The sequence below is a fragment of the Stenotrophomonas sp. Steno-Z10-BAI genome (assembly GCF_056393115.1).
In genome coordinates, this window is sequence record NZ_JBWJOZ010000008.1 from 13,109 (window position 1) to 35,117 (window position 22,009).

Here is a 22,009-nt window from a genome sequence, read left to right on the forward strand (position 1 = left end):
TCAGGCGTCGAGGTCGGCCGGCGCTTCGCGCAGGCGGCGGTACACCTGGGCCAGGGCGGCGACATCTTCGGCGGAGAACATCAGTTTCAATGCCGGCGAGACTTCATGACGCGCATCGTCGCCGCCGAGGCGGGTGAGGATGTGGTTGTCCTTCATCTTCTGCACGGCACTGGCGACGCGGCGGTTGAAGCCGGCACGGTCGGTGGACAGGTGGCGCTCGTACACGGCCAGTGCTTCGGCCAGTTCGGCATCCTCGACCACCGCGCGCACGCCGCGCGCATCGGCTTCGGCCAACTGCTGGCGCAGGTGCAGCAGCAGCACCGAATCGATGAAGGTCAGCGGCGAGGTACGCAGCAGCACCGGTGCATCGATATCTTCGGTATCGGCCTGGCGGGTGAAGGCCACGCCGCTCTCGCGGTCCAGCACCAGTTCCAGGAACAGGTCCGAGAGCGCCGAGCGGATCGCCGCTTCGCTGCGGATCAGCGCCGGCCACAGCTTGGCGTGGCGCAGCTGGTCGATGCTCGGGCCGATCAGCAGCTGGCACAGCGCGCGGCGGCCATCGAGCGGCAGCCGGCCGGTGTCGCCCATGTAGAAGACGTCATTGTTACGCCGCAGGACGGGCGTCACCACGACCGGCTCGTCGTCTTGCTCGTCTGCGCCGCCGTCGATCGGGGTGTCGGTGGATTGTTCATGCCAGCTCATGGCGTTTCTCCTGGGTGAACCAGATCAGCGGAATGCGGGCGCGACGCCATTGGCCATCGCCGCCGCGCCATTGCGCGATCTCCTGTTGATCGGTGGCGACCTCGCCGTGGCGGGTGCCGAGCGAGAGGTAACCGATGATGCTGCCGAGGCCCTGCGGGGCCTCGCGGTGTTCAAGCACCTGCGCGATCGACAGCCGCGGCTGCTCGCCGAGCAGCTCGTGCAGATCGCGGCGCAGGGTGCGGAAGTCGATTTCAGAGGCAGCCACCAGGTCGCCGACACTCTCCAGCGAGATCGCGGCGGTGTCGTTGCGCTGCACGCTGCCATCCACCTGCGCCTGGCGCGGATCGTGCAGCTTCCATTGCGAGAGCGAGCGCAGCCGGCTGGTGGTGAGCTGCAGGTCGCGGCCGATGCCGCGCTGCGCCGGGATGTGGTCGCGCAGGCCCAGCGCCTCACCCTGGGCCTGCTTGAGCAGCTGGTTGAGGCGGCGCTGTTCCAGGTAGCCACGGCTCTGCACGAAGCCGCGCAGGCTGCGCGCGAAGTGCTGCAGCACGTCGTGGACCTGGCCACCGCGCTCAAGCATGGTGGTGGTGAAGCCACGCAGGAAGGTGCGCTCGTTGCGATCCAGCTTGCGCGCGAAACCACGCGCGAGCACGGTCTCCAGCGCGGCATCGAGCTGGGCGCTCTGTTCGGCATCATTGAGCAGGCGCCAGAACGCCTCGAAGCTGCGCCCGGCGTCGCTGTCGCCGATCACGTCCACGCCTTCGAACAGCTTGGACAGGACGTCACCGCGCTCGCCCTCATCATCGATGATGCGTTCGCGGAATTCACGGTTGAGGCGTTCGAAGTCGTCGCGCACGCGGCGGAAATCTTCGGTCAGCTCGTCGGCCAGGCCGATGATCTGGCGGGTCCGCTCCAGCGCGCGCTTGCCGTCCAGCGAGGAGACCTTGCCGCCGCTGACACGGGCGATCTCGGCATCGATGCGGTCGCGCTCGTCGCGCAGCGCGGACAGGCGCGCATCCGGGTTGGATTCGGTCAGCGCGGCCAGCTGCGAGAGCTGCTCGATCACCAGCGCCAGCCGGCTCTCGGTGGCGGCAGCGCGCGCCTGCTCCAGGCTGTCGGCGAAGCGGATCGCCTGCGCGGCCTGGGTGGACAGTTCGTACTGTTCCTGGTCGGCGCCTTCGGGCAGGCGACGTTCCAGCCAGCCCTGGGCCAGCCAGTGCGCGATGTAGGCCTGTGCGGTGCGAGGCAGGTCGCGCGAGAGCTCATCGGCCTTGAGATCATCCAGCGCGCGCTGCAGGCGTTCGTGCAGCACCGCAGTGGACAGGGTGCGCTCGTCCTGCATCAGCAGGCTCTGCAGCAGGCCGATGATCTCCGGCGCGTGATCGGCCGCCAGCAGCTTCCACTGCGACTGTTCGCGCAGGTGGCGGTAACGGGTAATGCGCTCGCGATGTTTCATTCGAGACCGGGGACAGGAAGACGGGCCGCGCGGGTCGCGGCGGCCGGGAGGGAAACGGGACGCGCACGCACCCGCAGGGCCGGGCCGAAGCCCAGCGCCTGCCGGCCGCGCGCGACAGCGCGGGGAATCAGCGCTTGCCGCCCACTTCGATGAAACGCAGGAACTCGGCGCGGGTGCGCGCGTCCTCGCGGAAGCTGCCCAGCATCTTCGAGGTGACCATGCTGACGCCCCGCTTGTGGATGCCGCGGGTGGTCATGCACTCGTGCGCACCTTCCACCACCACACCCACGCCGACCGGCTGCAGCACGTCCTGGATGCACTGGGCGATCTGCGCGGTCATCTTTTCCTGGACTTGGAAGCGGCGCGCGTACGCCTCGACCACGCGGGCCAGCTTGCTGATGCCCACCACCTTGCCGGCCGGCAGATAGCCGACGTGCACGCGGCCGATGATCGGCGCCATGTGGTGTTCGCAGTGGCTTTCGTACTCGATGTCGCGCAGCACGATCAGTTCGTCGTAGCCGGCCACTTCCTCGAAGGTCCGCTCCATGTAGGCGCGCGGGTCGTCGCGGTAGCCGCTGAACCAGTCGCCATAGGCTTCGGCAACGCGGCGCGGGGTATCCAGCAGGCCTTCACGGGTCGGATCTTCACCGGCCCAGCGCAGCAGGGTGCGCACCGCCGATTCGGCCTCGGCCTGGGTGACGGGGTTGGCGTCGTTGTCTTGCTTGCTCATTACATACAGCACCCGAAGGGGGGCGAGCATCGTACCCGACAGACCCCTCGGGCGTCCTGCGCTGGGGCGCCCGGGCCGCGCTCGGAAAGGCATTCATTGGGCCGCGGTTGTGCCACGGGTATTGATAGGAGACGAATTAGTAGTATCCTATCTATTCTAATGAACCGATCCCTTGACGAACGTACCCAGCTGCAGATGCAGCTCAGTTCCGGCCTGCTCTATGCAGGGCGGCAGTGGCAGCGCCTGGCCGACCAGGCCCTGGGCAGCTACGGCATTTCCGCTGCCTGCACCATGCCGCTGCTGATGATCGGGCGCGCCGGGGGAGGGATCCGCCAGGTGGCGCTGGCCCACCAGCTGGGCATGGAAGGGCCCTCGCTGGTGCGCCTGCTGGACAAGCTGGCCGCCAGCGACCTGGTCCGCCGCGAATGCGACGCCAGCGACCGCCGCGCCAACCTGCTGTGGCTGACCGACAAGGGCGAGGCCCTGGTCAGCGAGCTGGAAACCCAGCTGATCGGCCTGCGCCAGGATGTGTTCGGCGAGTTGACCCTGGATGAACTGCGCACCGTCCTGAAGCTGTGGCAGCTGCTGGCCGATGCGGCCGACCGCGTGACGTAAGCCTGTTCCCCGTTGTACCGCCCGGTGTCGTCCCTCGACGCCGGGCGATCCCCTTTCCGCTCCCCTGTGAATCCTTTGCCTCGATGTACGGTGAATTCAGTCTCTATGGTGTGTTCGTCCCGACCCTGCTCGGGTTGATGCTGCTTGCCTACCTGCTCAAGAGCGGGTTGCGCGTGGTCCTGCAGCGCACCGGCGCCTACCGCCACATCTGGCACCCCGCCCTGTTCAACCTGGCCGTGTACGTGATCGTGCTCGGCGGGTTGTTTTCCCTGATGCGTTGGATGCAATCGTGAACAAGATCCTCAAGCAGACATTCCCGGTCGTATTGACCGCCGTGGCCGTACTGGCCGCCGTGCTGGTGCTGCGCCACCTGTGGGCCTATTACATGGATGAGCCGTGGACGCGTGATGCGCATGTCAGCGCCGACGGGGTGCAGGTCGCGCCGGACGTGTCCGGGCTGGTGGAGGCGGTGAAGGTGGCCGACAACCAGCCGGTCAAGCGCGGTGAGGTGCTGTTCGTGGTGGACCGGGCACGCTATGAGATAGCGCTGGAGCAGGCCCAGGCCGCCTTGGGCGAACGCCGCGCCACGCTGGACCAGCTGCGCCGCGAGATCGCGCGCGACCGCAGCCTGCAGGATCTGGTCGCCGCCGAGGATGCCGAAGTGCGCCGCGCCAAGCTGCTCGCCGCGCAGGCCTCGATGGCCACCGCGCAGGCCGCCGTCGATCTGGCCAAGCTCAACCTGGCGCGTACCGAAGTGCGCAGCCCCAGCGATGGCCACCTCAACGACCGCACCGTGCGCGCGGGCGACTACGTGACCGCCGGGCGCCCGGTGATGGCCGTGCTCGATACCGGCTCGTTCCGCGTGGACGGCTACTTCGAAGAAACCCGCCTGCAGGGCGTGCATGCCGGGCAGAAGGTCGACATCCGCCTGATGGGCGAAGCGCAGCCGCTGCAGGGCCACGTGCAGAGCATCGCCGCCGGCATCGAAGACCGTTACCGCAGCGAAGGCAGCAGCCTGCTGCCGAACGTGACGCCTGCCTTCGACTGGGTGCGGCTGGCCCAGCGCATCCCGGTGCGCATCCATATCGACCGCGTGCCGGCCGGCGTGAACCTGATCGCAGGGCGTACCGCCACCGTCACCATCCAGCCGGACACCGCGCAGGCCACGCCAGCGCAACCGGCACGGACGGCGCTGTGAACCGCCCGGCGCTTCACCGCATCGCCCTGGGGGTGGCACTGACCACGCTGGCCGCGTGCCGCACCGTCGGCCCGGACTACGCGGTGCCGGCCGGGTCCGCCTTCCAGCGGCCGGAGGCGAACGCCGCCTTCCTGGACACCGGCAACCCGCAGGTCGCCGCTGGCGCCGCGCTGCCCGCACGCTGGTGGGAGCTGTACCAGGACGACACCCTAAACGCGCTGGTGCAGCAGGCGCTGCGCGACAACGTGGAACTGAAGGTGGCCGATGCCAACCTGCGCCGCGCCGCCGCCGTGTACGAGCAGGCGCTGGATGCGGGTGGGTTCGAGTACGAGGCCGAGGCCGGAGTCAGCCGCGCGCAGCTCTCGGCCGAATCGTTCCTGCTTGAGCACGAACTGCCGCCGATCAACCTGGCCGACGGCAAATTCGCGGTGTCCTATCAGTTCGATCTGTTCGGCAAGCTCAAGCGCGCCTCCGAGGCCGCGCATGCCGACGAGCAGGCCACCGCCGCCGCGATGGACCTGGCGCGCGTGTCGCTGGTCGCGCAGGTGGCCGGCAGCTACGCCGACATCTGCCACGCCAACCATGAGCTGCACGTGGCCGAGCACTCGCTGCAGCTGCAGCAGCGCAGCCGCGAGGTCACCCAGCGCTTGATCACGGCCGGCCGCGGTACGCCGCCGGAGCTGGCCCGCGCCAATGCCCAGGTCGCGATGCTGCAGGCCGCGCTGCCGCCGTTGCGTGCACACCGCCAGGCCTCCGAATACCAGCTGGCCGCCCTGCTCGGCCGAACGCCAGGCCAGCTGCCCGAGGGCGTGAGCGACTGCAGCCAGGCCCCGACCCTGGCCCAGGCCCTGCCGATCGGCGATGGCCGCGCGCTGCTGCAACGCCGCCCAGACATCCGCCAGGCCGAGCGCAAGCTGGCCGCCGCCACCGCGCGGATCGGCGTGGCCACCGCCGAGCTCTACCCGGACATCCGCCTGGGCGCCTCGGTCGGTGCGGCCGGCCTACTGGAAGACTTCGGTACGCCGTTGACCCAGCAATGGTCGATCGGCCCGCTGATTTCCTGGACGCTGCCCTCTTCCGGCACGCATGCGCGCATCCACGCCACCGAGGCCGGTGCCGATGCCGCGCTGGCCGAGTTCGATCACAGCGTGCTGCAGGCCCTGCGCGAAACCCAGACCGCGCTGAGCCGCTATGCCCAGGATCTGCAGCGGCTGCAGTTCCTGCAGCAGGCACAGCAGCAGGCCGATCTGGCTGCCAGCCAGAACCGCCGCCTCTATCAGGGCGGGCGCACGCCCTACTTGGCCAGCCTGGATGCCGACCGCAGCCTGGCCAGCGCCGATGCGACCCTGGCGGACGCGCAGGCGCAGGTCTCGCGCGACCAGATCCAGCTGTTCCTGGTGCTCGGCGGCGGCTGGAATGCCGACGCCGTCGCCACCGGCACGGCCGCGAGGTAAGCCATGCTGCTGCTGGACAGACAGGCCTGGTTGTTCTCGGTCAAAACCTTCCTGGCGGCGATCGCGGCGCTGTACATCGGCCTGGCCGGCAATCTTTCGCGGCCGTACTGGGCGATGGCCACGGTCTACATCGTGACCCAGCCGATGCTGGGCCCGACCCGTGCCAAGGGCGCCTACCGCATCCTCGGCACGCTGATCGCCGGTGCGGCGACACTGTGGATGCTGCCGCACCTGGTGGAAACGCCGCTGCTGCTGAGCGCGGCGATGTCGCTGTGGCTGTCGGGGTGTCTGTTCATCGCCCTGCTCAACCGTGGCCCGCGCGGCTACGCGTTCCTGCTGGCCGGGTACACCACCGCCTTCATCGGCTTCCCGGCGGTGACCTCGCCGGACACCATCTTCGACGCCGTAGTGGCGCGCAGCGAGGAGATCATCCTCGGCACGGTGGTGGCGGTGCTGTTTGCCTCACTGTTCTTCCCCGCCTCGGTGCGGCCGATGCTGCGCGCGCGGATCGGCAACTGGATGGGCGATGCCGCCGACTGGTGCCGGCAGATCCTGACGCGCGGCCACGCGCATGGCCCGCGCAACCGGCTGGCCGCCGATCTGGTCCAGTTCGAGGCGCTGATCGAATTCATGCGTCGCGACGACCCGCGCCATGCCGGTGCGGCGGTCTCGATGGAGCGACTGCGCGAGCGCATGCTGCTGATGTTGCCGGTGCTCTCCTCGATCGCCGACCGGCTGGGGGCGCTGCGCGCGGGTGGCCGTGCGCTGCCGCCTAGGCTGGAGACGCTGATCGCCGATCTGGCGCAGTGGCTGGAGCAGCCCGGCCGCTCCAGCGCCAGCACGTACGCCACACTGCGCGCCCGCATCGTCGCGCTCAAGCCGGCGGTGGACGGCGAGCTGGATCACCTGCTGCTGGTCACCCTGCTGCTGCGCCTGGAAGAACTGGTGGACCTCTGGCAGGACTGCACCACCCTGCATGCCGCCATCGATGCCGGCACCGCGCCGAGCGATACCGCGCACTACCGCGTGCGCACCCAGCGCGTGGACCACGTGCGCCACGTGGACTACGGCATGGCGCTGTTCTCGGCCGCCAGTGCCGGCGTCGCCCTGATGACGTACTGCGTGCTGTGGATCGGGCTCGGCTGGGAGGGCGGCGGCAACGGCGCGATGATGGCCGCGGTGGCTGCCGCATTCTTCGCCGCGCAGGATGATCCGGCGCCAAGCATGCTGTCCTTCCTGCTCTGGGCGATCGTGGCCAGCCTGGTGGCCGGCGTGTACCTGTTCGGGATCTTCCCGGCCGTGCACGACTTCGGCAGCCTGGTGCTGGTGCTGGCGGTGATCTTCCTGCCGCTGGGCCTGCTGCTGCATCGGCCCAAGACCGCATTGATCGGTCTGCCGCTCACGGTGAATCTGGTCGCGCTGTTGAACGTGCAGAACACCTACAGCGCCAACATCCAGAGCTTCATCAATTCTGCCGTGGCGATGTTCATCGGGATCGGCTTTGCGGTGGTGATGACGCGGCTGTTCCGCTCGGTGGGTGCCGAGTGGACCGCACGCCGGCTCGTACGCCAGGGCTGGAACACGCTGGCCGATGCAGCCGAGGGCCGTGGCCAGCAGGACCGCCAGCAGTTCGCCGCACGCATGCTCGATCTGCTCGGCCTGCTGGCACCGCGGCTGGCGGCGACGCCGGAAGGCAGCGATATCGCCTCGGTGGACATGCTCACCGAGGCGCGGATCGGCCTGAACATCCTGCAGCTGCGCCGCTCACGGCACGGCCTGCCGCCGGCCAGCGTGGCCGCGATCGACGCGATCCTGGACGATACCGCCCGGCATTACCGCGCCCAGGCCGCGCAGCGCCGGCCGGTGCCCGCCCCCACCGGGCTGCAGGCCCGGCTGGAGGCCTCGCTCAAGCGCGTGCAGACCGTGGCGGCCGGCAAGGCCCGCGATGAGGCGCTGATGGGCCTGATCGGGCTGCGCTATGCCCTGTTCCCCGACGCGCCGGTGGTCGATACCCCTGCCGAGACCCCCGCAGCGGCACCCGGCCTGCCCGCGCCGCGCTGAACCGGCCTGGCCGCAGACCGGCCGGCCCACACCGATCAGGGCTATCCTGACGCATGCATTTGCGCATGAATCAAGGTGATTTCCGATGAGTTACGACCTGATGGTGTTCGACCCCGCCGTCGCCCCGCGCGAGGCCGAGGCCTTCCTGCAGTGGTACGACGCGCAGACCGAATGGAACGAGACGCACGACTACGACGACCCCAAGGTGTCGGTGCCGGCGCTTCAGGCGTTCTTCGCTGCGCTCGCCGAGCATTACCCGCCGATGGACGGCCCGCTGTCCGATGAGGAAGATGACCGCCCGGAAGTGACCGACTACAGCATCGGCCAGCACGTGGTCTATGCCTCGTTCGATGACGAGGTGGCCGAGAACGCGCACGGCCTGGTGCAGGTGCTGGCCAACACCCACCAGTTGGGCTTCTTCGATGTCAGCGGTGACGGCGCCATCGTGTTCCCCGATGGCACCGTGGTGATTCCGGAGTAAGACCGGCAACGGGGGCTAGAACAACTGCCCCTGGGCCGGCGCCGTCACGACGGCGTCGGCCACTGCGCCCCCCTGGCCGCCTTGCAGGCGTGCCGCCAGGCCCGACAAACGGCTGGCATGCCGCGCCAGGGCGGCCTCCAACACTTCCGCACTGCCGAGCACGTGCAGCGACTGCCGCGCACGGGTCATACCCGTGTAGATCAGCTCGCGCGACAGCACGCGGTTGTCGCGCCGCGGCAGCTGCAGCCAGACCTCATCGAACTCCGAGCCCTGTGCCTTGTGCACGGTCATCGCGAACGCACTCTCATGTGCGGGCAACGCACCCGGGTGGAAGCCGCGCGGCTGGTCCGGCGTCTCGCCGGGGAACCATGCCGTGACGCTGCCGTGCCGATCAATCAGGCAGATGCCGATGTCGCCGTTGAACAGGCGGTGCCGGTAGCTGTTTTCAGTGATCAGCAGCAGCCGACCGTGGAAATAGCCCGGCGCCATGCCCGGCCGCGGCACACCGGCCAGCAGTGCTTCGATGCGCGCGTTGAGCCCGCGTGCACCCTGGGGGCCTTCGCGCACGGCGGTGAGCAGGCGGATGCGGCCGGCATTGGCCAGCGCCTGACCGGGATCGGCGGCTTCGCCGAGGCCACGCCAATGCCCGAGCAGATGCTCGCGATGATGCTGCAGCGGGTCGCTCTGGTCCTCGTGGAAGTGCACACCGGCCAGCGTGCCCACGCGTAGCAGGGCAAGTGCGGTGGCACTGTTGCCCTCGCGCACGGCATGCGCCAGCGGCGCCAGATCGAGCGCGTCGGTCTGCCGGTAACCGCGCTGCAGCTGCACGCGCCGGCCCGCGAACCGGCGTGGCGGTGCCAGCGGTTGCAGCGCCGCGGGCGCAAGCAGCGCGCGTAATGCCTGCGCGTCGTCGGCCTGGGTGCCCAGGCCATCGCCACTGGCGCGCAGGATCGCACTGAGCACATCGCCGGCTTCCACCGAGGGCAGCTGGTCCGGATCGCCGAGCAGCACCAGCCGGCTGCCATCGGCGACCGCCTCGACCAGCTTGGTCATCAACGGCAGATCGATCATCGAGGCCTCGTCCACCACCACCACGTCATACGGCAGCGGGTTGTCGGCGTGATGGCGGAAGCGCGGCGAATCCGGGATCACCCCGAGCAGGCGATGCAGGGTGGTGCCGGTGCTCGGCATCGCATCGCACAGGGCCGGCGCGATGCCGACCAGCCGCAGCCGCTGCACGGCCAGGCGCAGGCTCTCGGCCATGCGCTCGGCGGCACGGCCGGTCGGCGCGGCCAGCGCGACCCGTGGCAATGCCTGGTCCGCCTGCACCGCCTGTGCGGCCAGCAGTACCAGCAGCCGCGCGATGGTGGTGGTCTTGCCGGTGCCGGGGCCGCCGGTCACCAGCACCAGCGGATGGCACAGGGCGACGGCCGCCGCACGGGCCTGATGATCAATCCCGTCGCGGGCCTGCGGGAACAGCTGGCCGAACAGCGTGGCCAAGGTACCGGGATCGGCCGCGGGCAGCGGATGCGCGGCGATCCGCTGCAGGCCCTGCGCAAGCCGACGCTCGTATTCGCGGTAGCGGCGCAGATAGAGCAGCCCGTTTTCCAGCACCAGCGGTGCATCGCCGGCGACCACGTCATCTGCGTGCGGCACCTCCACCCACGGCGAGGCGCGCAGCTGCGCCAGCCAACCCTCGGGCGCGGGCCAGTCGACATCGGCCTCGATCAAGCGCTGCGGCTGGGTCGGATCCAGACCGGCGTGCCCGTCCGAAACCGCCAGCGACGCCAGTGCAGCACCGAGCAGCACCGCCTCGGGCGTGTCCGGGCGCAGTCTGCGCAGGCTTTGCGCCAGCGCGTGATCGAGTGTGCGCAGCGCATTGCCGCGGTACAGCGTGGTAAGCAGGCTCATGCGTCCCCCCGTGCGCGGGCGGCCATGCGGGCCTGGGCGTGTTCGCCACCCGCGAACAGCGCATCCAGCGCATCCACCAGAGCAGGATCGAAGCGATGCGCGTACAGGCCGGGGCTGTCGTCGCGGCCTGCATCCAGGCCGCGGCAGAACAGATAGCGGATGCCGCCCATGTCACGGGTGTAGTCGTACTGCGCGCCCAGCCGGAAGCGCAGCCAGCGATGCAGTGCCACGGTGTAGATCAGCGCCTGCAGGTCGTACTCGCTGTGTTGCATGGCGCTGGCCAGCCGGGCTGCGTCGTAGCCGGGCAGGCGATTGGATTTGTAATCAAGCACGTACCAGCGGTCCGCGCGCACGTAGGTGAGGTCGATCTTGCCGGTCATCAGGCCCTCCAGCCGCCGGCGGGTGCCGAAGCCATGGCGGTCACGCACCAGTCCGTGCGCGTGCAGCAGGCTCAGCAGCGCTGGAACGGCGGTCGGCTGCATCGCGAAGTGGAACTCGATCTCGGCACGGCGTGCATCGGCCGGCAGGTCGTGCAGTGCGCCGCCTTCCGGCAGGGGCACGGTCAGGGTCTGGCCGACCAGCGCGGTCAACATGGCCACGCCATCGTCCAGATCTTCCTCGGCATAGCCTTCGGCGCGCAGCGAAGCACGCAGGACCTCGGCTTCCTCGCCGGGTGCCGGCTGCCCGGCCTGCCAGCCGCCCCACAGCGCGAAATCGGTGTTCTCCAGCGCATCGTGCAGCACATTGCCAAAGCGGCTGCCCATGAAACGCGGGTCGATCTCGTCGCTGGCCACGGCCGGTTGCTCGGCGTCCAGGGTGAGGTCCACGCCGGCCGGTTCGTCGGCCGCGGGGGCCGGCACTTCGGTCGCGGCGGCATCGGTGTCGTGGCCCGCATCGGCATGCGCCAGCTGGGTGAAGCTGTACACCCACCAATCGTGCGGCACGCGGCGGGTGAGCGCGCGTACCGGCGGCAGTTCGCCCTCGCGTTCGAAGGCGAGCTGTGCCGGCCGGGTCTCCACCGGGCCTTCGATCACGGCGATGTCCGGGTGGTCACGCAGGGCGGCCATGTTGGACAGCATCGGTGCCAGGCGGGTCTTCGCCAGGCCGGCCAGATCACCCGCGGCGATCCACAGCGCGTGCTCGGCGCGGGTCAACCCGACGTAGAGCAGGCGCGCGTCTTCGGCCTCCTGTTCCTGCGCGCTGCGCGTGCTGGCCGCGGTCCAGCTGTCGTCCTTGTCCAGCTTCCAGTGCAGTTCACGGCGGCCATTGGCGTACACCGTGCAGTTGGCCTCGGTGTTCGGCGCGCCACCCCCGATGCCCACGAACGGCAGGAACACCAGCGGATACTCCAGGCCTTTGCTCTTGTGCAGGGTGATGATCTGCACGCGGCGCGCATCCGATTCCAGGCGCAGCAGTTGCTGTTCGTCGTTCTGGTCGGCGTGCGCCATCTGCACCTGCAGCCAGTCGAGCAGGCCGTGCATGCCCAGCGTCTGCCCGGCCGCCTGCTGCAGCAGTTCGCCCAGCTGCAGGTAGTTGGTCAAGCGGCGCTCGCCATCGAGCAGGCCGAGCAGGCGCTCGGCGTGCTCGGCACACAGATCGGCGATCACCGCGAACGGGCCGCCGCGCTGCCAGCGCTCACGCCATTCCAGCAGCCGCACCTGGAACGAGCGTTGTGCATCCCCTTCACGCTCCAGCGCATCGATCGCCTCGGCATCTTCGCCAAGCAACACGGTCGACAGCGCCGCGCGCAGCCGTCCTTCATCGGCCGGTTGCAGCAGGGCCAGCAACAGCAGGCGCAGGTCGTGCGCTTCGGGTGTGGCGTACAGGCTCTGCTTGCCCGCGGCGACGGCGGGAATACCCACCGCACCGAGCGCCTGCTGGATGCGCGTGGCCTCCTTGTGCGAGCGCACCAGGACCGCGATGTCGCCGGGTTGTACCGGCACGTCGCGCAGCAGCGCGCGCCCTTGCCGGGCCTCACTGAGGATCTGGTGGATCGCGGCCACGCAGGCGTCGCTGGCCTGCTGGCGCGAGGGATCGGCCTTGAGATCGCCGGCCTCGGTGTTGTGCAGCACGCGCACGGTCAGGCCGGGTGCGGGAATCCCGTCGCGCAGGAAATCCGCATCCACGCGGGTGCTGCCGGGGTGCACCGGCTCGAAGGCGATGTCGGCTTCGAGGAAGGCGCGTTCGCCGGCATTGGCGTACAGCGCTTCGATCGCGTGCAGCACCGCCGGGCGCGAGCGGAAGTTTCGGTCCAGCGCGGGCGCGGCATCGGCCTGCCGCTTGGCCTTGAGGTAGGTGTGGATATCGCCGCCGCGGAAACCGTAGATCGCCTGCTTGGGATCACCGATCAGGAACAATGCCGGTGCCAGGCCGGCCTCGCGGGTCTCGCGCGAATCGCCGAACACGCGCTGGAAGATGCCCCACTGGCGGTCGTCGGTATCCTGGAACTCGTCCACCAGCGCGATCGCGTACTGCGCCCGCAGCTGCTGCACCAGGGTGGCGCGATGCGGGCCGTCGAGTGCATCGGCGACGCCCTCGATCAGGTCATCGTAGGTCTGCACGCGGCCGATCCGCTTGAGCTCGGCCAGGCGCGCACGCGCTTCATCGCGCAGGTCATGCAGGAAGGCGGTGGCCTGCTGGCGCAGCCACTGCTCGCGCGCATCGGCGGCATGCCACCAGGCCTGCAACGCATCGAACAGCGGCGACGCCGGGCACTGGCCGTCCATGCCGTCCTTGCAGAAGGCCAGCAGCTGCACCGGCAGCAGTTTGCCCAGGTGGCTCTTGTCGCCGCGCGGCCAGTGCTGCGCGCTGCGGCCGGCAAACAGCTCGCCGAAGGCCTTGTCGAAACTCGGCCGTTTGGCACGACGGCCGTCGAAGACCTTGCGATCGAAGGCGGTGGCGATCTGCGCCTGCGCGTCTTCGCCGTGGCTCTCGATCGCCTCGGCCAGCGCGGCCGCGGCGAGCCGCAGCTGCGGCGCGGGGTCGTCGAAGGTGTGGGTCGGTCGCGCCGGCAGCAACGGCAACGGCTTGATCAGCGTGGTGAGATCGCCGGCCAGCGCCTCGGGCGAGGACCACAGCCAGGTCAGCGCATCGACCGTGGCCGCGTCGTTGGCATGCACGCGCCACAGGTCGGCGGCGAGTTCCTCGTGCAGCGCGCGTTCGCTCGGCAGCAGGGTCGGCGGATCGAAGGTGTGTCCGCTCTCCAGGGCATGCTCACGCAGCACGCGGGTGCAGAAGCCATGGATGGTGAAGATCGAGGCGAGGTCGATTTCGTCGGCCGCGGTCTGCAGCCGGCGCGCCAGCGCGGCCGGTGTTTCTTCGCCGAGGGCGAGCTGGCGGTGCAGGATCGCCCGGGTCAGGACGACCTCCGGGCTGTCCTGTTCGCTCGGTGCGCGCTCGACCAGCTGTGCGGCCAAGGCAAGGCGCTCGCGGATGCGCTTGCGCAGTTCCTGCGTCGCGGCATCGGTGAAGGTGACCGCCAGGATCTGGCCGATGCGCCAGCCCTTCTCCACCACCAGCCGGGTGAACAGCGTGGCCAGGGTGAAGGTCTTGCCGGTACCGGCGCTGGCCTCGATCAGGCGCACGCCCTCCAGCGGCAGCGCCAGATAGGGATCGTTGAGCAGGTCATGGTCGATCATCGCAGGGCTCCTTCCTCATCAAAGCCCGGGAATACCCGGCCTTCGCGCACCGCGGTAAACACCACGAAGCTGTTGTGCAGCACGTGTCGGTAGCTGTCCGCGCTGGCGAACGGATCATGGCCACGCAGCGCGAGCTGGTAGCCCGCGCCGGTGGATTCGCCCCAGGTCCGGTCGCTGCCATGCCACTTGGCGCGGCCTTCGGCTTCGCGCTTGGCCTCGGCGGCGGTGTACAGCACCCAGCCGGTGGACGGGCCGTACAACAGCGGCGCGCGCAGCCCTTCGCTGCGCAGCTGCAGCAGGCGGCGCAGCACCTCGTGCGCACGTTCGGCCTCCAGCGGCGGCAGCGTGTGCGGGCCGAGCCCGTCATCGCCCGCGTCGTGGAACTGGACCAGCGGCTGTGGGTCGCCGGCGGCGTTGGCGAGCAGCCAGTCCAGGCCCTGGCGGATCGCGGCGCGGCCATTGAGCGGGCCCGGGCGCAGGCGCACCAGGCCATGCGGATGCAGGCCGTCGACGCGGCCGTGCAGACGCACCCCGTCGATATCCACTTCGTAGCGGCGGCTGCCGGCAGCGGTACCGGCCTGCCACTGCGCCAGCGCCTGTGCGTAGGGTTCGGTCTGCGCCTGCAGCAGCGCGAACTGACGCTCCCCCAGTGCACCGGAGGGCAGCAGCGCACGCGCGCGCAGCCGGGGGTACAACGGCGCGGCATCCTCGTCGAGGGTGGCCTCGATCACCGCCTGCTGCAGCAGTACGGTATCGCCACCGCGCGCCGCCATCACCAACGGCTCCACATCCTCGGCGTTGTCCACGTCGTCGGGCAGGCGCAGGCCGAGCCGTTGCGAGAGGAACTGGCTGGCCGGATCGGTGAGGAAGCGACGCAGCGCATCCACGCTCAGTTCCGCCTCGCCCACCACGCTCTCCATCGGTGGCAGTGGCCGTGCGAACCAGGGCGCCAGCGCACGCCGTGCGCCGCCAAGCGAGCCGGCGGCCGGGTGCCATTGCTGGCGATAGCTGAAACGTCGCGGTTCCTCACCGCCACCGAAGGCCGCCGGTGCAAACGGCTGCAGCGAGTGCCGCACCGTCATCCGCTTGCCCGCCGCGCGCGGATCCAGGTGGTACTCGGCAGCGGCATCGATCAGCTCGCTGACCAATACTGACGGTTCGCGCACGCTGCCATCGCGCGGATCGGCGCCCAGGTAGCTCAGGTAGAACACGTCCTGCGCCGAGGCGAACAGCTGCAGGAACAGGAAACGGTCGTCCTCGCGCAGCGAGCGGTCGCCATGCCGGCGCTTGTCGGTGCCCAGTTCGGCGGTGAGCTGGTTGAGCCCCGCAGCCGGGTCGCGGCGCGGGAAATCGCCATCGTTCAGCCCGAGCACGCAGATCACCCGGAACGGCAGCAGGCGCATCGGCACCATCCGCCCGAAACTGACGCCGCCGGTCAGCAGCGGCGCACGTGTATCGGCCTGCGCGAGCACGCCGGCGAAATGCGCGCGCAGCACCTCCGGCGGCACGTCGCCCTCGAAGCCGGCGGTATCCGCATCACGGGCGAACTCGTTGATCAGTTTGCGCAGCCGCTCCAGCGCGCGCTGGCTGTTGGCGGCCTGCGGCGGCTCCGGCAGCAGCGCATCGAGCAGCGCCAGCAGACGCTGCCGCCACTGGCCGGGCGACATCGCCTCTCCCAACGCCTTCTGGTAGCGCGCCAGCACCCGCAGCAGGCCGAGCAGGCGGTCCAGCGCATCCAGCGCGCTGCCTTCCAGCTCCGGCCACGGCGCGACCCCGGCGATATCGCCGTCGCTGCCGCTGGCATGGCCGAGCAGCAGGCGATCAAGTGCGAACTGCCAGGTGAAGGCGTCATCGACCGGGGCCTGGTGCTGGCCGCGATGGGCGGCATCCAGCCCCCAGCGCGCGCCGGCGGCCTGCAGCCAGTCGTGCAGGCGGTCGAACGCCGCCGCATCCAGACCGGCCGCTTCGGCCAGCGGCGCGCTGGCGAGCAGATCCAGCACTTCGTTCAAGCCGAAGCGCGAGACCGGCAACCCGAGCAGGTGCACGAACACATCGGCCAGTGGTTCACCCGCCAGCGGGCTGGTATCAGCCAGCGCATAGGGAATGTGGTCATCGCCGCCGCCGCGCCCGCCGAACACCGCTTCCAGGTAGGGCACGTAGGGATCGATGTCCGGCGCCAGCACCGCGATGTCGCGCGCCTGCAACGGCGGATCGAAGCGCGGGTCCTGGAGCAGGCCGCGCAGTTGGTCGTGCAGCACCTGCAGTTCGCGCAGGCGGGTATGGCAGGCATGCACCTGCAGGCTCGGGTCGTCGTAGCGCAGCGCCTCGCGCAGGGGACCGGCGGGCTGCCCGCGGCGGTGGAACAGGTCGCGCTGCAGGCGATGCAGCAGGCTGTCGGACAGGCCGCCGGCGTCCATGTCCGGGCGCGCGTCCTCTTCGGGATCGTCGTAGGCGGCGATCTCCCCGGAGGGGTGCACGACCTCGTAGCTGCCCAGCACCGCCATGAAGTCGCGGCCCGCCGCGCCCCAGGCCTGCAGCAGGCGGTTCTCGCCGGCCGCCTCGCCGAACGGATCGGGCGCGCCGCTGCGCAGCTTCTCGCCCAGGGTCTGCAGATCGCCCCAGTAGGCCTGGGTGGGCGTGGGCAGATAGAAGTGCATCGTGCCGACCCGCGCCTGGGTGGCCATCACCCGCAGCACGTCCGGGGAGATGTTGAGCGTGGCGAAGGCGAACACCCGCGCCGGCAGGCCCTGCGGCAGCGGTTGGCCAGCGCCCTCGAAACGGGCGAGATAGGCATCGATGCGGCGCGCACGGTACTGCTTGCCGCTGGCGATATGCCGCCACAGGATCGCCTGCGGGTCGTTCGGTGCCGCGCCGGCCTCCCAACGCAGCAGCCAATCGCGGCGCCAGGCCTGGTACTTCTCGAACACCGAGGCCAGCTCGGCGGCCAGCGCCCACGGCTTGAGCGGATCGGCCGCGGACAGGTAGGCCTGCAGGGCCGCCATCGGCGGCTGCGCCATCAGCACCGGGTCACGCAGCGCGGCGTACAGCCCCCAGCGCAGGCCCTCGGCATTGAGATCGTCATGTTCGCCGGGCACGTTGGCGTTGAGGGCGCGGGCGACCAGCTCACCGGGGGTGAGGAACTCCAGGTTGGCGGCAATGCCATACTCGGCCGCCAGGGTCGATTGCAGCCAGCGGCGCATCGCGACCTGCGGGATCAGGACCACCTCCGGCACCAGGATCGATTGGCCCGGCACGGGCGTGCGCAGCGTCGTGGCCAGCAGGGCGGCCAGCACATCGAGCGAGTTGGAGTGGTACAGGCGGAAGTCTGAAGCGGCGTCGGTCATCGCAGGAGTGTGCCGCAGCCCGCGCACGAACGCAGCGCTGGCCGGTGTCCGGACGTGGAAAAGGCCGTGGCCGGTACCGGCCCGACACGCTGTGTTGCAGCCCACGGCATGGCCGTCGGGGCGCTGCCCTCACCTGCCCGTGCGACAATACTGCACGGTGCAGTTCGGTTATGTTCAGCCGTTCACCACGATCTTACAACGTTGGAATTTTGTTAATGGCGCTCATGACGGTTTCCGAAGAGAGTCTGGTGCAGTTGTCCAACGTCCGCATAGACCGCGGCGGACGTACGATCCTGCGCGACGTTTCGCTGACCGTTCCGCGCGGCAGCATCACGGCCGTGCTCGGCCCGTCGGGCAGTGGCAAGTCCACCCTGCTGGCCGCGTTGACCGGTGAGCTGCGGCCGGTTGCCGGCGAGGTCACCCTGTTCGGCCAGCCCATCCCGACCGGCGCACGCGCGCTGTTGGAGATGCGCAAGAGCGTGGGCGTGCTGCTGCAGGGCAACGGCCTGCTGACCGACCTGACCGTGGCCGAGAACGTGGCGCTACCGCTGCGCACCCACACCCGCCTGCCCAAGCCCGTATTGCGCCGCCTGGTGCAGATGAAGCTGCACGCGGTCGGCCTGCTGGCCGCTGCCGATGCCTGGCCGCGCGAGCTGTCCGGCGGCATGGCGCGCCGTGTGGCCCTGGCCCGCGCGCTGGCACTGGACCCGCCGCTGATGATCTACGACGAGCCGCTGACCGGGCTGGATCCGATCGCCTCGGGCGTGATCATGAGCCTGATCCAGCGCCTCAACCACAGCCTGGGGCTGACCAGCATCATCGTCAGCCACCACGTGCACGAGACCCTGCCGATCTGCGACCAGGTGATCGCGATCGCCAACGGCGGCATCGTGTTCCAGGGCAGCCCGGCCGCGCTCGAATCCAGCCAGGACCCGCTGCTGCGGCAGTTCCTGCATGGTGAGCCGGACGGCCCGATCCCGTTTGATGCCGCACCGCGTGCGAGGGTTGCCTGATGCCGTTCGTTGACGCCACCCGCTCGCTCGGTCGCGCCGGCCTGTTCTCGCTGACGGTGCTGCGCGGCTCGCTGCCGACCGCCGATTTCCTGGCCGAGCTGACCCGCGAGATCTACAAGATCGGTGCACGTTCGCTGCCGATCATCGCCGTGGGCGGTGCCTTCGTGGGCCTGGTGCTGACCCTGCAGGGCTACCGCACGCTGACCACCTTCGGTGCCGCCGATGCCTTGTCCACGCTGCTCGGCCTGTCGCTGTACCGCGAACTGGCCCCGGTGCTCACCGCGCTGCTGTTCATCGGCCGCGCCGGCAGCTCGATCGCCGCCGAGCTGGGCCTGATGCGGGCCACCGACCAGATCAAGGCCCTGGAGCTGATGGCGATCGACCCGGTCGCCAAGGTCGTTGCCCCGCGCTTCTGGGCGGCGGTACTGACCGTGCCGCTGCTGACCGGCATCTTCTGTTCACTGGCGATCAGTGCCAGCTACTTCGAGGCCGTGCACGTGCTCGGCCTGGACAATGGCGTGTTCTGGTCGGCGCTGAGCAACAGCGTGGACTTCTGGGACGACTTCGGCGTGGCGATGCTGAAGTCGGCGATCTTCGGCGGCACGGCAGCCCTGGTGGCCTCCTATGTCGGTTTCCATGCCGAACCCACCATCGAAGGCACCTCGGTCGCCACCACGCGTGCGGTGGTCAACGCCTCGCTGCTGGTGCTGGTCTTCAACTTCGTGCTGTCCGCCATGATGTTCCAGTAGGTACCGACCGTGGGTCGGTACGGCCGTTGTCCCTGGCCAGTACCCCGCTTGAGTACGCAAAGACTTCCCGCCCGGACACCTGTCCAGGCACCTGACAAAGAACAGTGAGATATCCCATGGCCATCCGCGGTCCCAGACTCGAATTTTCCGTCGGCGCGTTCCTGCTGCTGGCGCTGGCCTCGCTGCTGGTGCTGGCCGTGGCCTCCACCAATCAACGGTGGGGCACCGGTGGCAGCGGCTACGAACTCAAGGCGCGCTTCACCCAGATCGGCCAGCTGCGCAAGCAGGCGCCGGTCAAGATCGGCGGCGTCACCATCGGCCAGGTCTCGGGCATCGAACTGGATCCCCAGAAGTTCGACTCGATCGTGACCCTCAAGCTCGACGGCAAGTTCAAGGATCTGCCCGCCGACACCTCGGCCGGCATCTTCACCAGCGGTTTGCTCGGCGAGAGCTATATCGGACTGCAGCCGGGCGGAGATCCGGACGTACTCAAGTCCGGCGACGAGATCGTCTTCACCCAGCCGGCGGTGGACCTGCTGCAGCTGGTCGGCAAGTACATGTTCAGCGGTCCGGCCAACACCGGTGGCGCTGACTCCCACGATGGCAACGGCGCGCCCGCGCCTGCAACGGAACCGCAACCATGAAAAAGACCCTGATCCCGGCACTGCTGGCCTCGGCCCTGCTCGCCGCCACGCCCTCGCTCTCCTTCGCCCAGGCCGCCCCGGCGGCCGCTGCCGCCCAGCAGGGCCAGGCCAGCAAGGCCGTGATGGACGCCAGCACCCGCATCCTGACCTCGCTGCAGCAGCGCCGCACCGAGTTCCGGGCCAACCCGGCCGTGCTGCGTGACTTCATCAACAGCGAGCTCAACAAGACCTTCGACCGTGACTACGCCGCCCGCCTCGTGCTGGGCGTGCACGGCCGCGGCGCCTCCGATGCCGACGTCAAGCTGTTCGCCGATGCGATGGCCGACAACCTGATGCAGCGCTACGGCTCGGCCCTGCTCGAGATCCAGGGCAAGCCGACCTTCCGCCTGAAAACCGAGTCGCCGCTGCCGGGCAACCGTGGCGTGCGCGTGTCCACCGAGCTGATCCGCGCCGGCAGCGAGCCGACCCCGGTCGACTACCTGATGCGCAACGTCAACGGCCAGTGGAAGATCTTCGATGTGATGATCGAAGGCATCTCCTACGTGCAGACCTTCAAGACCCAGTTCGACGCCCCGCTGCGCCAGAAGTCGATCCAGCAGGTCGCCACCGAACTGCGCAACGGCAGCATGCAGGCCGGGCAGGCCCCGCGTGGCAAGTAACAGCGCCAGCGTGCAGCGCAACGGCACCTCGCTGGTGTTCAGCGGGGCGCTCGACCGCGCGGCGGTGACGGCTCTGTGGCCCTCGCTGACCGCGCTGGACGGCGTGCAGCAGGTGGATCTGGCGGCGGTGAGCCGGCTCGACAGCGCCGGTCTGGCGCTGCTGGCCGAGCTGGCCGCACGCCTGCGTGCAGACGGGACCCCACCGACGATCGTCGGCAGCCCGGACGGTTTTACCGACCTCAGTGCCGCCTACCGGTTGGCACCCACCCTGGATTTCCATGCCCTTTCTGCGGCGAGCTGACATGAACGTCATACGCACCCTCCCCCTCCTCGTGCTGGCGCTGGCCTTGAGCGCCTGTGCCGGCAAACCCGCACGCGACAGCGCACCGGTCAGCGTCGAGGTCGCCCCCGTGACGGCACCGACGACCGCGACGGCCGACGCCGATGCCGTACCGGCCGATATCGTCGCCGACACGACGCCCCCCGCTGCGCAGGCCGGCGCCGACCCGGCCACCGCGCCAGTCAGTGGCGGCACCGCACCGACCAATGCCGAGGACGATTTTGCCGCGCTGTATGGTGGCCCGGCCCCGACCGCGGAGGGCAGTGAAGGCGGCAGTACGGCCTACGATCCCTGGGAACCCTTCAACCGCAAGGTGCACAGTTTCAACAACGTGGTCGACCGCGCCGTGGCACGACCGCTTGCCACTGCGTACACGCGTGTGGTGCCACGTTTCGCCCGTACCGGCGTGACCAACTTCTTCAGCAATCTGCGGGCACCGGTGACCATCACCAACCAGGTGCTGCAGGGTCGCCCTGGCGATGCGTGGGACAGTCTGGGGCGGTTCCTGATGAACTCCACGCTGGGCGTGGGTGGCTTGTTCGATCCGGCCAGCAAGGCGATGGTGCCGCGACGCAGCGAGGACTTCGGCCAGACCCTGGGTGCCTGGGGCTGGCGCGGCTCGCGCTATGTGGAGCTGCCGTTCTTCGGCCCGCGTACCGTGCGCGACGTGTTCGGCCTGGCGGGCGACATTCCGCTCTCGCCGATCCGTACCATTGAAGAAGACAAGATTCGTATCGGTCTTCAGGGTCTGCAGCTGGTGGACATGCGATCGCAGTTGATGGCGCTGGATGACATCCGCGACAACGCCGTGGACGAGTACGCCCTCACCCGCGATGCGTGGCTGCAACGTCGCAACTACCAGATCGAGAACGACCTGCGTGGCAAGCACGCGCGCGGCAAGGACGCCGACGACACCGCACCGATCCCGGTCGATGCGATGCCGATGCCGAACTGGGGCAACTGAACCCCCACGAAAAAGCCCCGCCGAAGCGGGGTTTTTTTGTGTTTCCGGGT

At 69.5% G+C, this 22,009-nt stretch carries 18 protein-coding genes; 12 read left to right on the forward strand and 6 right to left on the reverse strand.

Annotated features, from left to right (window positions below; all coding sequences use genetic code 11):
* From AC06E9_RS16980 to folE, 3 genes are all read right to left on the reverse strand, one after another.
* On the reverse strand, positions 1 to 702 hold the full coding sequence (locus AC06E9_RS16980) for a DUF4194 domain-containing protein (protein ID WP_282260683.1): 702 nt from the start codon (positions 700 to 702) through the stop codon (positions 1 to 3).
* Positions 689 to 2,158, reverse strand: coding sequence for a DUF3375 domain-containing protein (locus AC06E9_RS16985; RefSeq protein ID WP_282260681.1), 1,470 nt, complete (start codon positions 2,156 to 2,158; stop codon positions 689 to 691). The genes AC06E9_RS16980 and AC06E9_RS16985 overlap by 14 nt, the downstream gene beginning before the upstream one ends.
* A gap of 127 nt (positions 2,159 to 2,285) precedes the next feature.
* On the reverse strand, positions 2,286 to 2,888 hold the full coding sequence (folE, locus tag AC06E9_RS16990) for a GTP cyclohydrolase I FolE (RefSeq protein WP_019183982.1): 603 nt from the start codon (positions 2,886 to 2,888) through the stop codon (positions 2,286 to 2,288).
* A gap of 159 nt (positions 2,889 to 3,047) precedes the next feature.
* Here folE and AC06E9_RS16995 point away from each other — a divergent pair, with 159 nt between their 5' ends.
* The 6 genes from AC06E9_RS16995 (at position 3,048) to AC06E9_RS17020 (ending at position 8,697) form a co-directional block, all read left to right on the forward strand.
* A complete protein-coding gene (locus AC06E9_RS16995) occupies positions 3,048 to 3,503 on the forward strand; it encodes a MarR family winged helix-turn-helix transcriptional regulator (RefSeq protein ID WP_121043644.1) in 456 nt (151 codons plus the stop codon).
* 83 nt (positions 3,504 to 3,586) lie between these two features.
* A complete protein-coding gene (locus AC06E9_RS17000; RefSeq protein ID WP_019183984.1) occupies positions 3,587 to 3,796 on the forward strand; it encodes a DUF1656 domain-containing protein in 210 nt (69 codons plus the stop codon).
* The gene (locus AC06E9_RS17005; RefSeq protein ID WP_478056490.1) at positions 3,793 to 4,701 is read left to right on the forward strand and encodes an efflux RND transporter periplasmic adaptor subunit; all 909 of its coding nucleotides are present in this window, start codon (positions 3,793 to 3,795) and stop codon (positions 4,699 to 4,701) included. Before AC06E9_RS17000 ends, AC06E9_RS17005 begins: the two co-directional genes overlap by 4 nt.
* On the forward strand, positions 4,698 to 6,155 hold the full coding sequence (locus AC06E9_RS17010) for an efflux transporter outer membrane subunit (RefSeq protein WP_282260669.1): 1,458 nt from the start codon (positions 4,698 to 4,700) through the stop codon (positions 6,153 to 6,155). Before AC06E9_RS17005 ends, AC06E9_RS17010 begins: the two co-directional genes overlap by 4 nt.
* Before the next feature lie 3 nt (positions 6,156 to 6,158).
* Positions 6,159 to 8,216, forward strand: coding sequence for an FUSC family protein (locus tag AC06E9_RS17015; protein WP_478056491.1), 2,058 nt, complete (start codon positions 6,159 to 6,161; stop codon positions 8,214 to 8,216).
* Between the two features lie 85 nt (positions 8,217 to 8,301).
* Positions 8,302 to 8,697, forward strand: a complete 396-nt coding sequence (locus tag AC06E9_RS17020) for a hypothetical protein (protein ID WP_088435243.1) — start codon at positions 8,302 to 8,304, stop codon at positions 8,695 to 8,697.
* Between the two features lie 15 nt (positions 8,698 to 8,712).
* On the opposite strand, the gene recD is transcribed toward AC06E9_RS17020, so the two are convergent.
* Genes recD through recC form a run of 3 tightly spaced genes read right to left on the reverse strand, consistent with a single transcriptional unit; the run spans position 8,713 to position 17,590 of the window.
* Positions 8,713 to 10,608 (reverse strand): exodeoxyribonuclease V subunit alpha, encoded by a 1,896-nt coding sequence (gene recD, locus AC06E9_RS17025; RefSeq protein WP_478056492.1) that lies wholly within the window; start codon positions 10,606 to 10,608, stop codon positions 8,713 to 8,715.
* Positions 10,605 to 14,246, reverse strand: coding sequence for an exodeoxyribonuclease V subunit beta (recB, locus tag AC06E9_RS17030; RefSeq protein WP_478056493.1), 3,642 nt, complete (start codon positions 14,244 to 14,246; stop codon positions 10,605 to 10,607). The genes recD and recB overlap by 4 nt, the downstream gene beginning before the upstream one ends.
* On the reverse strand, positions 14,243 to 17,590 hold the full coding sequence (gene recC / locus AC06E9_RS17035) for an exodeoxyribonuclease V subunit gamma (protein WP_478056494.1): 3,348 nt from the start codon (positions 17,588 to 17,590) through the stop codon (positions 14,243 to 14,245). The genes recB and recC overlap by 4 nt, the downstream gene beginning before the upstream one ends.
* A 224-nt stretch (positions 17,591 to 17,814) precedes the next feature.
* On the opposite strand from recC, the gene AC06E9_RS17040 reads away from it, so the two are divergent.
* The 6 genes from AC06E9_RS17040 to AC06E9_RS17065 all read left to right on the forward strand — a co-directional run bounded on the left by AC06E9_RS17040 (position 17,815) and on the right by AC06E9_RS17065 (position 21,959).
* The gene (locus AC06E9_RS17040; protein WP_019183992.1) at positions 17,815 to 18,603 is read left to right on the forward strand and encodes an ABC transporter ATP-binding protein; all 789 of its coding nucleotides are present in this window, start codon (positions 17,815 to 17,817) and stop codon (positions 18,601 to 18,603) included.
* A complete protein-coding gene (locus tag AC06E9_RS17045; protein WP_019183993.1) occupies positions 18,603 to 19,352 on the forward strand; it encodes an MlaE family lipid ABC transporter permease subunit in 750 nt (249 codons plus the stop codon). Before AC06E9_RS17040 ends, AC06E9_RS17045 begins: the two co-directional genes overlap by 1 nt.
* Before the next feature lie 116 nt (positions 19,353 to 19,468).
* Positions 19,469 to 19,996: an outer membrane lipid asymmetry maintenance protein MlaD gene (mlaD, locus tag AC06E9_RS17050; protein WP_019183994.1), complete on the forward strand. Its 528-nt coding sequence runs from the start codon at positions 19,469 to 19,471 to the stop codon at positions 19,994 to 19,996.
* Complete coding sequence (locus AC06E9_RS17055) at positions 19,993 to 20,655, forward strand: MlaC/ttg2D family ABC transporter substrate-binding protein (RefSeq protein ID WP_121043669.1); 663 nt, start codon at positions 19,993 to 19,995, stop codon at positions 20,653 to 20,655. Before mlaD ends, AC06E9_RS17055 begins: the two co-directional genes overlap by 4 nt.
* Positions 20,645 to 20,956 (forward strand): STAS domain-containing protein, encoded by a 312-nt coding sequence (locus AC06E9_RS17060; protein WP_282260646.1) that lies wholly within the window; start codon positions 20,645 to 20,647, stop codon positions 20,954 to 20,956. The genes AC06E9_RS17055 and AC06E9_RS17060 overlap by 11 nt, the downstream gene beginning before the upstream one ends.
* A 1-nt stretch (position 20,957) precedes the next feature.
* Complete coding sequence (locus AC06E9_RS17065; protein WP_478056495.1) at positions 20,958 to 21,959, forward strand: MlaA family lipoprotein; 1,002 nt, start codon at positions 20,958 to 20,960, stop codon at positions 21,957 to 21,959.
* The last annotated feature ends 50 nt before the right edge of the window (positions 21,960 to 22,009 follow it).